This is a genomic window from Oceanobacillus damuensis (assembly GCF_001618145.1).
Taxonomy (GTDB): Bacteria; Bacillota; Bacilli; order Bacillales; family Amphibacillaceae; genus Oceanobacillus; species Oceanobacillus damuensis.
This window is the reverse complement of sequence record NZ_LQNF01000003.1, coordinates 1-16,422: the sequence shown is the minus strand read 5'-3', so window position 1 is coordinate 16,422 and position 16,422 is coordinate 1. Positions and strand designations below refer to the sequence as shown.

Annotated in this window: 12 protein-coding genes; 6 read left to right on the top strand and 6 right to left on the bottom strand. The window is 39.7% G+C overall.

Annotation, left to right across the window (positions count from 1 at the left end):
* The first annotated feature begins 23 nt into the window (after window positions 1-23).
* Together A4245_RS03715 and A4245_RS03710 are read left to right on the top strand one after the other, a co-directional pair.
* Window positions 24-791, top strand: a complete 768-nt coding sequence (locus A4245_RS03715; protein WP_067725800.1) for a DeoR/GlpR family DNA-binding transcription regulator — start codon at window positions 24-26, stop codon at window positions 789-791.
* A 123-nt stretch (window positions 792-914) separates the two neighbouring features.
* Entirely contained in the window at window positions 915-1,910 is a 996-nt protein-coding gene (locus A4245_RS03710) for a histidinol phosphate phosphatase domain-containing protein (RefSeq protein ID WP_067725798.1), read from the top strand.
* 252 nt (window positions 1,911-2,162) lie between these two features.
* Here the strand turns inward: A4245_RS03710 and A4245_RS03705 are convergent, their stop codons facing one another.
* Together A4245_RS03705 and A4245_RS03700 are read right to left on the bottom strand one after the other, a co-directional pair.
* On the bottom strand, window positions 2,163-3,584 hold the full coding sequence (locus A4245_RS03705) for a YfcC family protein (RefSeq protein ID WP_067725796.1): 1,422 nt from the start codon (window positions 3,582-3,584) through the stop codon (window positions 2,163-2,165).
* 252 nt (window positions 3,585-3,836) lie between these two features.
* Entirely contained in the window at window positions 3,837-4,667 is an 831-nt protein-coding gene (locus A4245_RS03700) for a GGDEF domain-containing protein (RefSeq protein ID WP_067725794.1), read from the bottom strand.
* Between the two features lie 611 nt (window positions 4,668-5,278).
* On the opposite strand from A4245_RS03700, the gene A4245_RS03695 reads away from it, so the two are divergent.
* From A4245_RS03695 to yidA, 3 genes are all read left to right on the top strand, one after another.
* Window positions 5,279-6,061, top strand: coding sequence for a DUF4097 family beta strand repeat-containing protein (locus tag A4245_RS03695; protein WP_234402351.1), 783 nt, complete (start codon window positions 5,279-5,281; stop codon window positions 6,059-6,061).
* Between the two features lie 495 nt (window positions 6,062-6,556).
* A complete protein-coding gene (locus tag A4245_RS03690; RefSeq protein ID WP_234402340.1) occupies window positions 6,557-8,587 on the top strand; it encodes a bifunctional metallophosphatase/5'-nucleotidase in 2,031 nt (676 codons plus the stop codon).
* 190 nt (window positions 8,588-8,777) lie between these two features.
* A complete protein-coding gene (yidA, locus tag A4245_RS03685) occupies window positions 8,778-9,608 on the top strand; it encodes a sugar-phosphatase (protein WP_067725789.1) in 831 nt (276 codons plus the stop codon).
* Window positions 9,609-9,792: 184 nt separating this feature from the next.
* Here the strand turns inward: yidA and A4245_RS03680 are convergent, their stop codons facing one another.
* Together A4245_RS03680 and A4245_RS03675 are read right to left on the bottom strand one after the other, a co-directional pair.
* Complete coding sequence (locus A4245_RS03680; protein WP_067725787.1) at window positions 9,793-11,541, bottom strand: GMC family oxidoreductase; 1,749 nt, start codon at window positions 11,539-11,541, stop codon at window positions 9,793-9,795.
* Window positions 11,542-11,650: 109 nt separating this feature from the next.
* Entirely contained in the window at window positions 11,651-12,415 is a 765-nt protein-coding gene (locus tag A4245_RS03675; protein ID WP_067725785.1) for a gluconate 2-dehydrogenase subunit 3 family protein, read from the bottom strand.
* Window positions 12,416-12,959: 544 nt separating this feature from the next.
* Between A4245_RS03675 and A4245_RS03670 the strand changes: the two genes are divergently transcribed.
* A complete protein-coding gene (locus A4245_RS03670; protein WP_067725783.1) occupies window positions 12,960-14,057 on the top strand; it encodes a metallophosphoesterase family protein in 1,098 nt (365 codons plus the stop codon).
* A gap of 154 nt (window positions 14,058-14,211) precedes the next feature.
* On the opposite strand, the gene A4245_RS03665 is transcribed toward A4245_RS03670, so the two are convergent.
* On the bottom strand, window positions 14,212-15,264 hold the full coding sequence (locus A4245_RS03665; RefSeq protein WP_067725780.1) for a C45 family autoproteolytic acyltransferase/hydrolase: 1,053 nt from the start codon (window positions 15,262-15,264) through the stop codon (window positions 14,212-14,214).
* Between the two features lie 400 nt (window positions 15,265-15,664).
* Window positions 15,665-16,057: an Hsp20/alpha crystallin family protein gene (locus A4245_RS03660; protein ID WP_067726264.1), complete on the bottom strand. Its 393-nt coding sequence runs from the start codon at window positions 16,055-16,057 to the stop codon at window positions 15,665-15,667.
* Window positions 16,058-16,422 lie beyond the last annotated feature (365 nt).

The following is a 16,422-nucleotide window of genomic DNA, read 5'->3' as shown; positions in this document are numbered from 1 at the left end:
CAATGAATCGAGGGGAAGAAGCAATGAAGGATGAACGGCATATGCTTATTTTGGATCAGTTAAACAAGCATGGAAAAGTGTTGGTTACAACTTTAGCAAAGCAGCAGCAAGTGACTCCGGAAACAATACGGAGAGATTTGGCCGAGCTTGAAATGAATGAGCTGCTAACACGCGTTCATGGTGGCGCAGTGCCTTATATTCCCTCCCAAAAGGAAATGGTCTACGAAAAGAAAATGTCATTGCATTTGGACGAAAAAAAGAAATTGGCAAAGAAAGCAGCAGCAATGATTCAAAATGGCGATACAATTGCCGTAGACGTTGGTACAACAACCGTTCATATAGCGGATATGATTGAAAATCTTCAATCCGTTACCGTTGTCACAAACTCACTGAGTGCGGCTAGTCGATTCAATTTAGCAATCGAAGAACAGCGCATGACAGGACTGGTCATCATGCTTCCGGGAACGACTAATCCCTATCAGGCATCGGTTAAAGGAATCTATACGGTCGAGTTTTTACAACGATTTCATTTCAATCGCTCCTTCATATCCTGTGGCGGGCTGACAAAGGACGCAGTATATGACTTCGACATGGACGAATCCCTTGTTTCAGAGGCTATGATGAAATGCAGCCAAGAAGCAATTTTACTTACCGATTCATCGAAATTAAACAAAAAGTCATTGTTTGAAATATGTCCGATCTCCAAACTATCAGTAATCATTAGCGATAAAGCGAAGCCCGATGATTGGGCCAACGAAGGATATGATTGGATTCATGTTACCGAAAGCTGAAAAGTAAAGTTTTCCGGGAACAAAGGGCTGGCGATGATATAGAAACTACCGGTCTGCTAGCCCAAGTCCGGAACAGATCTGACATTTTACCATAATTTTAAGAAAAGAAAGGTCGTACGCATCATGAAAGTTGATTATCATATCCATCTTGAGGAAGGCCCCTATTCCCTTTCGTTTGTCGAGAAAAGCTTAAAGGCAATGGAGCATAAAAATACGGGAAATTCTCCGAGAAACACAAAAGAATGGCTCGTCCAAGCAATGGATCAAATGAGCAACCGTTTAGCAGAAAGTGAGTACTCCAAGTGGTGGCTTGATTTTTATTTAGAAGAAGCATTGGCCAAAGGCATCAAAGAGGTAGGAATTGTTGACCATCTTTATCGATTCAAAGAAACGCGTGCCTATTTTGAAAAATATATGGACCTAACCTCAGACGAAATCGGTGCTCAGCAGGCGCAATGGCTCGACAAAGTAATGGTTAGAAGCCTGGATGAATTTGTGTCCTTTATTCAATCACAAAAAGAAATATGGGCAGAGCGAGGCATACAGTTGAGGCTTGGCATTGAGGCCGATTATTTCAGTGGCGGCGAAGCAGAGCTCGCATCGCTTCTAAACGCTTATGACTTTGATTATATCATTGGGTCAGTGCATTTTTATGATGGATGGGGCTTTGATAACCCGGAGCTTCAGCATAGATTTAAGAATTACAACTTAAAGGAACTGTACAGAAACCATTTTGAAACAGTAAAAAATGCAGCAAAAAGCAATCTGTTTAACATCATTGCACATTTAGATAATATAAAGGTGTTTAATTTTCGTCCAGACGAAACAAGCTTGATTGAAATGTACCGCAATGTAGCAGAAACACTGGCTGCGAACAATATTGCAACAGAAGTAAATCCCGGACTCTACTACCGATATCCCGTAAAAGAAATGTGCCCAAGCACCACATTCCTTGAGATATTGATCGAAGCAGGTGTTGCATTCACGATGTCATCCGATTCCCACTTCCCAAACGACCTGGGCATCTACTCCAATGAAATCAAAAATATATTACTGAATAAAGGCATCAAAGAAATCGCAACCTTCCAGCAAAAACAACGAACAATGAAAGCACTGTAGGACCGCGGGGACAGGTTTGCTGGTCCACTTTTTTCAGGACCCTCTCCCCTTCCCCTAGGCTCCCTCCTTTTTCTTGCTCACCTCAACCACGGTAAATAAGCACTTTCTCAAAGGTCAGGCTGTCTAACCATAAAAAAAATTGCTTTAGACCGTGGAGAGCATGGGATGGTTCCTTCTCCCCCTCATCAAAAAGGAAGCAGGAGAACCGTCCCCATGCTTCCAAATAGAGCAATCTGCATCTCATATCAAGCCTTAAAACGGTCCCCAATTAATTAGAACCCCAATAACCAACGTCACAATGGCAATCACCAGCCAAATCAGGAACAATGGGAACACCCATTTTACCCACTTCGTGTAAGGAACCTTTGCCACAGCTAAACTTGCCATCAAAATACCTGAGGTTGGGAAGATAAGATTCGTTAACCCATCACCAAATTGATAAGCTTGTACTGCAACCTGTCTGGAAACCCCAACCATATCCGCTAAAGGTGTCAACAACGGCATTGCAATCATCGCCTGACCACTTCCGGAGTTAACAAAGAAATTTAAAAATGCATTAGAAAGAAACATTCCAATGGCCGATAATACTGGTGCTAAGCTTTCCAAAGGAACGGAGATTGCATAAACAATCGTATCGATGATTACTCCCTCTTCTAAAATAACGATCACGGATCTTGCCAGTCCGACAACTAGAGCACCGTAAACGAGCTTTTTCGTTCCCTCCAAAAATGTACTGGCAAAGGTGTTGTAATGCATACCGGCGATTATACCAGCACCTATCGAAATAAAGATAAAAAATGCCGACATATGATTAATTGTCCAGCCTAATTGGATTGAACCGTAAACGAAAAATACTAAGCATAATCCAACAAAGGTCAGCAATAGCTTATGCCTTGTTGTAAATGGGGCATCTAATGCACCCTCCTCATCGGACTCTTCATATACTCCCATAAGACTTCGACCCGGATCATCCATAACTTTTTTCGCATACCGCCACGTGTACCAGATTGTAATCGATACGATAAGTGCAAAAATGATTAGACGTAATGCCATACCTGAGAAGATTGGCAAGTCTGCAATGCCCTGGGCTACGCCAAGTGTATAAGGATTTATGAACCCGACACTAAATCCTGCAAAATTGGCACCAAAGGTAATAGCAACCGCAACAATCGGGTCAAGCTTCATTGCTCTTGCAATAATCACACCGATGACAACAAATGCAATGACCGAATTTGCTACAGCACCGACAGCTCCTGTTAAAGCAAAAAATAGAGAAACTACGGCAATTAACCAAAATTCATTATTCCTTGTCACCTTCACAGCCCGGTTGATGGCACCGCGTAATGCCCCTGACCGCTCAATGATTTCAAACATACCACCTGTAAAGAGAACCATAAAAATAATATCTGCCGATTGAATCATCCCCGTTTGGATTGCATTAAAGATATCAAGTAATCCAAGCGTTTGCCCCTCTTCTTGCTGATAAGTATTCGGAATGACTCTCTCTACTCCATTGACAACCTCTCTATCAAAGGCTCCTGAAGGGATAATAAATGTAGCTATATAACCTGCAAGCAATACCAGAAACAAAATAACATATGTATCCGGCATCTCCCACCTGGATTTTTTAGATTGATTAGACTCCTCATTGTGTAAATCATTTTTGTTCTTCATCGAATCCTCCAAGAAACATGTATTTATATAAATTCTAATACTAAAAGAATAAATGAATATCAGAAAATATAGTGTATAATTATACACTAAATATGTATAAAATCAAGTTGACATGCATTTCCCGAAATCAAATAGTGCTTAGAATAGAATCTTTCCCGGACATGGAACCCTCTTAGAAGCATAAAAGCATACCCGTCTTCCTCTTAATAATAAAAGGAAAACATAAGATCCGTTCCCCATGCTTTACTTTTATCAATTTGAAACAACTATTTTGTTCCGCCCGCTTTCTTTTGCCTGGTATAGTTCTTGATCAGCATTATTGATAAACCCAGACAAACTCTGTTCCTCAATATACTGTGCAACTCCCATGCTGACGGTCACATCAATCTTCTTAGTTTTGTAGATAAATCCTTCCTTTTCCACGATTTTTCTAACTCTTTCAGCTATATCCAAACCTTGCTTCAGGCTGGTGTTAGGTAAAATTATAATAAATTCCTCTCCGCCATATCGTATAAGGACGTCCGTTTTTCGAATTGCTTTTTTCGTAACTTTCACTAACCTTTTTAGTATCTTATCCCCGCAATTATGCCCATAAGTATCATTGATCTTTTTGAAGTGATCGATGTCCATGATCAAAATCAATAAAGGATTGTCCCCACTATTATCCAGGGTTAATGCTTTTTCCATATACAGATTCAGGAACCTTCGATTGTACGTTTTCGTCAGGGGATCAGTTACAGAAATTTCCTCTAGTTCTAGGACTAATCTTCTGTTCGTTATCTTTAGGTTAGAAATAAAAAGCAATAAAATCCACCAAACAATCTCTGAAACAACCAAGGAATACGGATTCGCAAAAATACTGAGCCCTTTGGAATATAACATTAACTGCATAACCACTTTGACAGCGGAGACTAATAAGCCAACCAATAAAACAACTTTCCATTTTGGAATTAAGACCACAGCAGAAACAGCTGGAATTAAAAATAAAATCCAAAGTGTCGGGTATGGGAAATAATAGTTAACTAGCAAAGTTCCAATAAAAGAAAATGGGATAAAGAAACATAAAAAATACTTATTGATCATCGAAGTTTTCCTCTCGTTCTACAGCATAGGATTTCCGTTCATTATGGAGAGCTCTTTATTATTTTATTATATTGAGTTAGGTATCGCTATCACCTAACCTTCTTATTTGAGTTATGATTTCTTACGGTAAAATAGGAGTGGGTTCTCATTTACTTTTGGTGGAAGTGGTCCATGGGGACAGGTTTATTGGTCCATTTCTTTTTCTGTCCCCGAGTCGCTTTCCCTTAGCTGTTTTTTCTTGCTCGCCTCATCCACGTTTAGAGCAGCGTTTGGTCGTTCTAAAATGCCAGGTTGGCCATTAAACGGCTATTTGAATGGCTGACCATAGTGCTACGCAAAGAAATAGCTGCCCTTAACAGAAGGGTGGCTACCTCTTTTTGACTATATAGCCGATAGTTACAATCATTGTTCGGACTGCTATTTAAGCAAATATCAATAAATCGCTTACTAATCCATAATGATCCATTAATTCACTATATTCAACGAGAATAACCTAAGCCTTAAGTCTTAATAAAAGTTACGTTTAAAGACCGTGATATAGTTATCAAGTTTAAGCTATACTTTTGTTATGACAGTAATATAGATATTAAAAAGGAAGGCAGTTGATTGAAATGAGGAGGGGAGCAATTATTGCTATACTTATAGCAGTTGCTGTTGCGTTAGTCATAATAAATTTTTTACAGTATGGGTTTAATGGGAAAGAGGAACAAAAGCAAACCATTAGCGAACAATTTGACAACATCGATGTAGAGACTGAAAATGTAAAAATTGAAATCCTGCCTGCAAGTGGCAGTACAGCAGAAGTTGAGTTAGCGGGAAATAAAAAAGGTAAATACAAGCTTACCACAAATGTGGAGGGAGATACGCTTCATGTCGAAGTAGAGAATAAGAGGTTTCAAATGTTTTCCATCGACTTCTTTAATCCATCACCAACATCTCTAAAAGTTTACCTCCCGGAGAAAGCATATGACACTGTTGAAGTTGTAACAGACAATGGACAAATAATTGCTGGTGGAATGGAAGCAGATCTTGTTAATATGGAAGCTGATAACGGAAAAATTTTGCTGGATAAGATAAAAAGCAGTTTGATTAATGTAGAGGTAGATAATGGTGAGGTTTCATTAGAAAATATCGAAGGAGAAATTCACGGCACATCAAATAATGGTCGGATCTCTTTAAAAACGGAATCATTGGATCGGCCACTTACACTGGAAACAGATAATGGAACTATCGATATTCAAACAGTAGAGCCACCCACAAATGCCACTTTTGATATCACCCTAGATAATGGAAAAGTGAATGTTTTTGGTGAATCAAACTATGATTCAGTGATTGGCAATGGAGATAATGTAATCAAACTGACAGCAGATAACGGAAAAATAACGGTCCGATAGAGATGATTGAATGGTTTAATTGGTAGATGATGGGCAATCCCCTGCGAATAGGAATGTAAATTAAACTGTGTAAGCAAGAGAACATGCCTCCTGCTGCTCAGTTTTTATTTTTATTGTAAGGATATAAACGCAGATACAGTTCAGATGCTAATCCACATACTTCGATCTTATTTTCAGCAAACTACCATAATCTCCCAGCATCCATGAAATGCCTCAAAACTAAAATTTTTGTAACACGATTTTTAACTAAATTTAGCGTTTCTCATTCGAAATGTAGGTAATAAAAACTAAAATGCACCTAAAAAACCCAAAAACATTACATTGAAAATGCCTCCCCTCAAAAATTAGTTCTTTAGACTCTGATCCTTATCACCCACAAATTAACAAACCCTTCACAATCCCAAATTGACAGTATTTTAACCGCTCCCTATACTAACTTTAGTTATGTTACTAGATTCATAGAAAACAATTATTCTTGTAGAGGAGTGTAGTTAAATGAGCAATAAGAATTGGAGATCGTCGCTTAATGTTGCTTTGTCGCTTGGATTACTATTTTCAACAGCACCAATGACTGTTAGCGCTGAAGAAGATCTTTCACAACAAGAGGCTTCGCTTCAACAAGAAGGTTTAAAGGAAATCTATTTAGATGCAAACTACAAAACTGGTAAATTGATGGTTCATGATGCTAGTGTTTCGATTACATTAGAGCCTGGAGCGGACATTAAAAACGGCGTTGTCGTAACTGGGGATTATGCGGAATTCCATGGGGACGGTTTTGCAGATACCCCTGTAACGATTAAGCCGAAAAACGCTGGTGCGGTTGTTGACTTTAATAACAATGAGATATCGAACGTGGTCATTGAAGGTGACATGGTCGCTGAAGTCAGAGGCGCGGAAAATATTGAGGAGATTGAATATGTAAAAGGGGCAAATCCTGAAAACATTCATTTTCCGAAACCTTTTGACTTAACAATTATGCATACGAACGATACGCATGCAAATCTGGATAATATCGCTGAAACAGTAACAGCAGTTAATGAAGTTCGAGCAGAAAAGGCCGATTCTCTCCTGCTTAGTGCTGGAGATGTTTTCTCTGGAACACTATATTTTAATGAATTCCTTGGACAGGCAGACTTGCAGTTTATGAATCTCATGGGATACGATGCAATGACCTTTGGAAACCATGAGTTTGATTTAGGTTCAACACCTGAAGGACATCAAGGGTTAGTGGATTTTATTGAAGGGGCTCAGTTCCCATTTGTAAGTTCAAATGTAGATTTTTCACAAGATGAAAAGTTTACTGGACTCTTCAGTGATTTAATTTCCAGTGAGCCTGAAGACGGTAAGATTTACAATGGGATCATTAAAGAAGTGGACGGGCAAAAGGTCGGTATTTTCGGCTTAACAACCGCCGAAACAGAATCTCTTTCAAGTCCTGGTGCTATAAGCTTCTCAGACTACCTTGAAGAGGCAGAAAAAGCCGTTGAGGCATTTGAAGGACAAGGTGTAGATAAGATTATCGCTTTAACTCATATTGGCTATGATGATAATGCAGCGGTGGATAATGACTTAACATTGGCAGCGGAAGTTGACGGGATCGATGTTATTGTCGGCGGACACTCTCATACAGCACTTACTGAGCCTGCAGTTGTAACTGCAGATGGAAATGGTGAAGAGAAAGATCCTACTGTAATTGTTCAAGCGGGCGGAAACAATAGCTATCTCGGAGTGCTTGATGTTCAATTCGATGAAAACGGTACTGTTATCGGACAAGCTGGTGAATTAATTGCTATCGGCAGTCAAGAAGAGGATCCAGAGGCTGCGGCAATGCTCGAGCCATACCAATCGCAAATTAATGAAGTTGCTCAAACGGAAATAGGGGCTACAGCCACTGCCCCATTGGAAAACCCACGTACAAATGGCGATAATACTGCACCAAGTGTACGTAAAAATGAAACCCCATTAGGCAACTTAATTACCGACGGAATGCTTGCAAAAGCAAAAGAGGTATATAGCGAAGATGTCATCATGGCTTTGCAAAATGGTGGTGGGATTCGCGCAGCAATTGATGAAGGTCCAATTACAGTTGGTGAAGTAATTACTGTTCTTCCATTCGGGAATACGTTAGCCGTAATGGATATAACGGGTGCTGAGCTAAAAGCAGCCTTTGAACATAGTTTACAGAACTATCCAAATGAAAGTGGTGGCTTCTTGCACCTCTCTGGCGGACAACTTACCTATGATTCTTCAAAACCAGCAGGACAGCGGGTTGTATCGGTTTCTTACCAGGATGAAAACGGAAATGATGTCGAAATTCAAGATGATGTCAGGTATACGATCCCAACGAATGCATTTACAGCTCAAGGTGGAGACGGATTTGATATGTTTGCAGCTGCTTATGCAGAAGGGCGCGTAACTGACCTTGGACTTTCTGACTGGAGTAATTTTGCAGAACATCTAGTTGATCTTGGTACCATCACTCCTGAAGTAGAGGGTAGAATAGTAGATAAAGCGGATCAAAACTAAATAGCAATCACCAACCCGGAACCGTCAATTTAATTGATGATTCCGGGTATTTTTCTTTTATTTACCGTGATAATTCTGTATAACTGGCAGCATGAAGGTCATGGAAAGTAAGTAATTAAAACAATCACATGCCAAATAAACCTCGTTGTCGTATAATGGTCCTATCAGACAAGAGATTGGAGAATGAACATTGTATAAATTAATCGCAATAGACATGGACGGGACGCTTTTAAATGACCGTCATGAAGTACCAGAAGCTGTAAAACACACATTAGATGAAGCAAAAAGACAAGGGATTAAAATTGTCCTCTGCTCCGGACGGCCGATTGGTGGCATGAGAAGATATATTAAAGCACTAAACTTAGATCAGGAAGGCGACTTTGTCATCGCATATAATGGAGCATTTGTGCAAGATACACATACAAACGAGATTGTAGCGGAATTATCACTTGGACGTGACGATTTAGTAAAGTTGTATGACCTCAGTATCGAGTTGAACACACCAATGCATTTTTTTGATGCGGAAAGTCTTTATTCCCCGAACAAAAATATCAGTGAATTTACGGTATTGGAATCGTATTTGAATAAAATTCCATTAAGTTATCGCCAGGTGAGCGACGTGCCTGCAGATCTATCCTTACCAAAAATCATGTATATCGATCAGCCGGACAACTTAGTTCAAACCATTCAAGCACTTCCAGAAAACATAAAAGAACAGTATACGATTGTACAAAGCTCCCCATATTTCCTAGAATTTGTTCATCCTAGTGCAAGCAAAGGAAACGCAGTGAAAAAACTTGCCGAACAGCTTGGTATAAAGCAAGAGGAAGTAATGAGTATTGGTGATAATGGAAATGATTTATCCATGATCAACTATGCAGGGTGTGGCGTGGCAATGGATAATGCCATTCCAGAAATCAAAGCAGCCGCCGATTTTCAAACCCGAAGCAATAATGAAAGCGGAGTTGCACATGCAATCGAAAAACTTGCATTAGAGCCTTTGCGTGTAAGTGTTAAATAGTAGAACGATTTTAGTGTAGTTCATATTGGATTTTATCAAAATAAAAACTGCAAGCTTGGGATTAACTATACCGATGCTTGCAGTTTTTTGTATTTTATTTTATTGGTTTACAGCAGTGAGGAGCCTGGAACTTGTCCTGAAATCCCACAGAACGTATGCTTTGGATTTTAGTGTATTCCTTCCATTAAGCTTTTTGTTTTTCCTTTTTAGCTTGAACTAATTGTCCGCCACCATTTTTAAGATATTCAACGATTCCCTCTGCTGCACGGTAGGATAATGCACCTACCGTTCCTGTTGGATTATATCCGGCATTTTGCGGAAATGCTGAAGCGCCAACAACAAATAGATTGTCAACATCCCACATTTGCAAGTAACTATTGACCGCAGACGTTTCAGCATCTGCACCCATAATCACCCCGCCAGTATTATGTGTGGATTGGTAAACAGCAACATCGTATGGCGCTAATTCTTGCATGGTATCCACATGATCTGCACCCATCTCAATTAAGATCTCTTCACATCTTTTGGCTAAGTATTCAGCTAACTTCCGGTCTTGTTCTTTGAAATCATACGTCAGACGAATTAATGGATCTCCATTAGAATCTTTATATGTTGGATCAAGATCAAGGTAATGATCTTTAAAGGCCATGGATGCTCCTTCACCACTTACGGTTAGTGTAGCATTCGTATATTTTAAGGAAGCCTCTTTAAATTCTTGCCCCCATGATGGTGTACCGGATGGCACAGGGTTATTCGCAATCGGCCGTTGACCTGTTTGCTGATGAATAATCATTCCCCCATGAATAAAGTCTAAATCGGTATGGTCAAAATTATCGCCGTTATAATCATCCAAAAGAATACCTAATCCACCTGCACCAGCAAACATATTGAATTTCTTATCATCAAAGAAACCAGTCGACTTCCCTATTCTTATCTGATATGCATAGTTTTTCCCAACAGATCCTGTACCATCTTCAGAATTATACGCTTTCCCGAGTTCAGATAATAGAAGAAGGCGTACATTATTAAAGACATAACTTGTCAAGACAACGACATCTGCAGGCTGTTCAAATTCCTCACCCGTATTCAAATCCGTGTACAGTACACCAGTAGCCTTCCCATTACCATCATGAAGAATGCGTGTTACATAAGAATGTGCACGTAATTCAAAATTCCCTGTTTCCTTTGCTACAGGCAATACCGTAACAATCGGATCAGCTTTTGCACCATACTCACAACCAAAACGTTCACAAAATCCACAATACTGACATGCAACACGAGAAATACCGTCCGGGTTTGTATAATCCTCTGACAGGTTAGCGGATGGTTGCACATATGGATTTAATCCCAGCTTCTTTGCTGCTTCCTCGAATAATTTCATATTTACAGTCTTTTTCATTGGCGGAGTTGGAAACGGATTCGACCGATGCCCGCCTAATGGGTTATCTTCGCCTGAAATGCCGGCCATTTTTTCATATTTATCATAATATGGCTCAATTTCATCATAAGTAATTCCCCAGTCTTGAATTGTCATATCCTTAGGAATTTTTCCTTCTCCATATTTTGCAATGGTTTGACTGCGGAGCTCGAAATCATATGGCAAGAAGCGGAAGTTCTGTCCGTTCCAGTGAACACCGGCACCACCTACACCATCTCCTAGCAAGAAAGAACCATATCTTCTCATTGGGAGTGCACGCATATCTTCATTATTGCGGAATGTAACTGTTTCTTTCGATAGGTCTTGCATCATGCCATGTCTTTGCGCATATCTAAGTTCATCATGCATCATATAATAGTCTTCTGTTTTTCTATCGTTACCACGTTCAATACCAACTACCTTTAGTCCCTCTTTTGTAAGCTCGGAAGCAATAATTCCTCCTGCCCAGCCAACCCCAATAATTACGGCGTCCGTTTTTGGTAATTTCGTTGCCATCTATAACTCCCCCAGTTGTTTTAATCTATTTTATTGATCCCTTAGTAAAATACTAAATTTTGTTTTTAAAGCTATCTAACTCAAGTGAAATTTATTACTTATTCAATTATTAGTGATTGTGTTGTGAATTCAATGCTTTTGGTTTAATTTCAGTAAACTCTTCTTCGATAATATCAAGGTAGCTCATTTGATGTCCCGGGAAGTCCTTCATCTCCCATCCTGCCATTCTAGCATTACCACCATATAATGGATCCGCATAGGCACCTTCAAGTGTAGCTGTGCGCAATTCACTAAAGAAATGGGATGAAGTTGTGCCACTTAGTTGCACATTACCTTCGTCAAACTCTGTTAAAACAGCATCCTGTTCTTCTTCTGTAAGCTCCGGAAAATTTTTCTGATATGTTTTTTGACTATAATCCTGGATTCCTTTTAGACCAATTGTAAAGATTTGTTGTCTATTCAGGCGACCTTGATAACCTTGTGTCGGCTCACCAGGGAAGAACGGACCTGAAGTGTATTCAGTTGCTCCAGTGCCCCAACCACCAGCTAATTGGTGGTCGATGTAATATGCGACTAATAACTCTTTAGCTCCCGGTCCGTTATCATCTTCCGGGAAAATGCGCTCTGTAGCAGCATCTGTAATACTAAACTGTTCTGGGGTGAAGTACATTAACGCCACATTATGATTTTCTGTGTGACTATTTGCTGGTGAAGTAGATGCTGGTTCTGCTGGTTCACTTGTTCCATTCATTCCAAGTAATCCGCCTAATGCTCCACCGACTGCAATACCCCCAACAGCCATACCAGAATTCTTTAAGAATTTACGTCTTGAGGAATCGGTTGTCTTCAGTTGTTTCTCATCATTCGTTGACATAAAAAAAGCCTCCAATTCTTAGAAAATTTGAAGTAAAGAGAGGTGGAAAAGCATCGTAAGGGATTTCCTTCCCCAGTCGATTATGCAGTTATCCCCGAATTTGTATAATTCATCTTCTTTGTGCTTGGTTTGTTCATGAATTTAGTCGCCAAATATAATGGTCGCGCTTTCATACAATATAATCAAGCTATCAAAATAGATTCTCTTTATTTCTGCTTAAATCATATGAATTACTAGATTAAAACGATAAAGAAATCCATGTATTGAATTTCCCACCATAAAATAATAAAAATTATTTTAATTACGCTTAATTATTATAATTTTTTATAAAATTACGGTAACTAAATTTTAGGACTTCTAAACTAATTTGTCAACCTATTTACTTCTATATTTTTCCAACAATTGGTCATCCAGTTCTATTGCAGAGTGGCTTTCGGCTTAGGTCTATTAAACTATCTATTTTCACATAAATCATAAAGTAAATTAATATGCGTTTAATGCCATTATATTAAAATTTAACTACAACTAAGAAAGGGGTTTTTTTATGAAAATGAGATCATTAACCGGAATCATCATTGCAATCGCTGTAATCTTAATGACAACTAGCTTCACCAATTCTTCCGTACAAGGGAAGACCAATGAGAATGAAAAACTTCAATTCAACTCTGAGGGGGAATACAAAATTGTGCAATTTAACGATATTCAGGATGACGAGGATATCGATTCCCGTACAATAGAATTGATGGATAAGGTGCTTGATGAGCAGAATCCAGATTTAGCAATTTTAAATGGTGACATGCTTAATGCTGACATGGAAACACCGGAAGAGGTGAAACAAGCCATCGATAACATTGCACAACCGATGGAAGATAGGGGTGTCCAATGGGCAGTTACTTTCGGTAATCATGATGAGGACCATACACCGAAGACAGGAATGAACGAAGCAGATATGCTGGAAGTTTATATGTCTTACGAACATAATGTAAACAAACCGGGAGCTAAGGATATTACCGGAACTGGAAACACTAACTTGGTTATCAATAACTCCAAAAATTCAGAGCCGGCTTTTAACATTTGGCTGTTTGATAGTGGGAGATATGCCCCGGATGAAATAGCTGAACAGAATTTCGATGGATACCAAACATGGGATTGGCTCCGTCATGATCAAGTAGCATGGTATTATGAAACTTCGGAAAAACTGGAGCAAACAACTGGCCATAAAGTTCCATCTTTGGCATTCATGCATATTCCTCTTCCAGAGTTCGAGTTTATGTGGTATGCAAGTCCTTATGAAAGAACAGAGGAAAGTCATCAGGAAGCAGTGGAAAAACATAATATCGTAGGTGAAAAGAACGAATGTGTCTGCACTGGGCCTTTTAACAGCGGGATGTTTGCGGCTATGCTGGAAAGAGGCGATGTGAAAGGTGTCTTCTCTGGTCATGACCATATCAATACATATGTTGGTGACTATTATGGCATTAAATTAGGTTACGCAGGCAGCGTGGGATATGGAGCCTATGGCCTTGGCGGCGAGGAAAACAACAGGCTGCGCGGCGCCCGTGTATTCCACTTGGATGAAAATGACGAGAATGTCCTGGTTGATACAAAAATGCTCTTCGCTGAGGATTATGGAATAGAATAAGCTAGTTAATTACTTGGCAAAAAATATTTATCACAAAGCCACCCTAAAAAATTTGGGTGGCTTTGTATTGGCTTCCCTTTAAATTAAGTGTGAATAAACCATTTAACAGATAAACGTGTCAGTTGTTGTGTGGGACTGATTCCAACCTTTGCACTCAACGCGCGTTTTCATCCATATGCGCAAACCCTGCATCCGTATTCACTTGACCAACTATTTTTTTCTGAGTAACATTTTCCCCATCCAACCATGCTTTAAAATCAAATTCAATCGGCTCCTGGTCACCACCGATCGCAATCCAAGCCTTTTTCTGTTTTGGGAAATAAGCTGATGTATGTAATGTTCCTGACCAGCTTTTATAATTATCTACAAAGACGCCTTTATCCGTATCATTCAACAGTCGGAATGCACTGTATCCATCTGTCGCCTGATCTTTTCCCTTCCGAATCGCATCCAACCGCTCCTGAGACTCATCGATATAACGGCGATTTTCATGCTGCAACACTTCGAAATGATTCGTACATACATTGGCCTGACTTACTTTCACAGACCGAGGAGTTGCTTCAAGCACAAACGTCTCTTCCTTTTCGTCGAGTACTATGTAGCTAAATGATGTCCGATGCGGAATTTCCTTCACAAGTGCGATTGCTTCCTCAACATTTGCACACGTTTCTAAAATGATCCTTCCAATCATATGGCAAATGAACCCATCACCTGGTTCCTTACGATTGATAAAATTATAGCCCATCGCAAGTCCCTTCTCGTTCATCCCGTCCATCCGACCGGTAATTCGCTGTGATGGACCAACAAACGCGTAACCGCTGTCAGTCGGTTGGAAAAAGTTATAGCGCCCTTCATAGGTTTTCGGATGATAATCATAATTACGGATCAGATAATCCTTTCCCGTTAAGATTGAACATCCGCTGTACACTGGCTGGACCCGATAATTGCCAAAATCACGCAAAATGATATCCATCGGCTTCTCGAGTGCATCCCGCAATCCTTCAAGCTCCTCCCAGATTTGAGGCGCGAACTGCAAAAATGCCTGCTTCGCTTCCCTCTCATCAATCGTAAACCGAGGTCTTCTTAGCTTCCAATGGCGATGCCTGTTTTTGACAATAAAAGAATCTTTTATACTTTCCCCTTGCATAAACCCGAAATCATAGTGATTCCCGCGAAATTGAATAATGTCACTGTAAACCTGCCTCACGACGCTCACCCTTCTCATTTGTTCATTTACAAATCATTTAATCAATAAAATCAGTATACAGGAAATCATCGATGGAGTGGGGTTAGGGAGATTTTTACAGTTGGGACCTTGTTATTGTGGAGGTATAAAATTATTTCTGGATTCAATTATGCTTTTTTAAGAGCGATAAATCTAACCTTTCTAGTTGCATGCTCAGTAATTCCCTCGGTCAGCCACTTACGAAGCATTTCAGAATCTCCGCTATTCTTAAGATAAATAGAATATAAATGCAGAAGGGGAGCAATAGTGCGTGTCTCTCTTACGTACCCCTGTCAGTAAAGTGATATATGGTGTTATTAACTGCCCCCACAACTCCTGCCTATTCTTAAAATGGACCGAGGAACCTGTCCCTGTGGGCCTGTTAGTCAAACTCTATATTAATTTTCTTTTTGTCGTCTGGCAGTTTTGGCATTTTCACTTCCAGGACCCCATTCCTGTAAAAAGCGGTTACTCCTTCTGAAGATACCGGTGACGGAAGCAGTACGGATCTCTGGAAATTACCGGCAAAGCGCTCCTTCCTATGGATGTTATCCCCATTTACTTCATTTGTTACATTTATAGAACCGGAAATTGTTAAAACATTACTCTGAACATCGATCTCCAAATCCTCCTTTTTCTTTAAGCCCGGAAGATCACAGATTGCCACCACCTCGTCCTCTGTTTCATGGATATCTATTCGGATCCCATCAGAGTTAAGTATTCCATCTAAAGAAAAAGGGAAATCGGAAAAAATGCGTCCGAAATCTTTTCTCATGTTTCTCAGCTGCCTGAACGGATCGTGCGTCACGATTCATTACCTCCTTTAAAATAATTTAATCAGCAGAACACAATCTAATTTATTATATGAATGAGAAGGGAATGTTGGGATAGCTTAAAGCCCATTCGTGCTATTACGATACTATCAATAATGCGAAGCAGGTATTTATTTAAACAAAAAAATACCTCTCCCTAAGTGGGAAAGGTATTTCTTTTAAATATTTTCTATTACACTTCTGGTGTTTCTACTGGTTCATCTGTTGCTGGATCCTCAGCTGGATCTTCTGTTACAGGACCTTCAACTGGCGTTTCTTCTGCTGGGTCTTCCGTTACCGGTTCTTCAGCTGGTACTTCTTCTGCTGG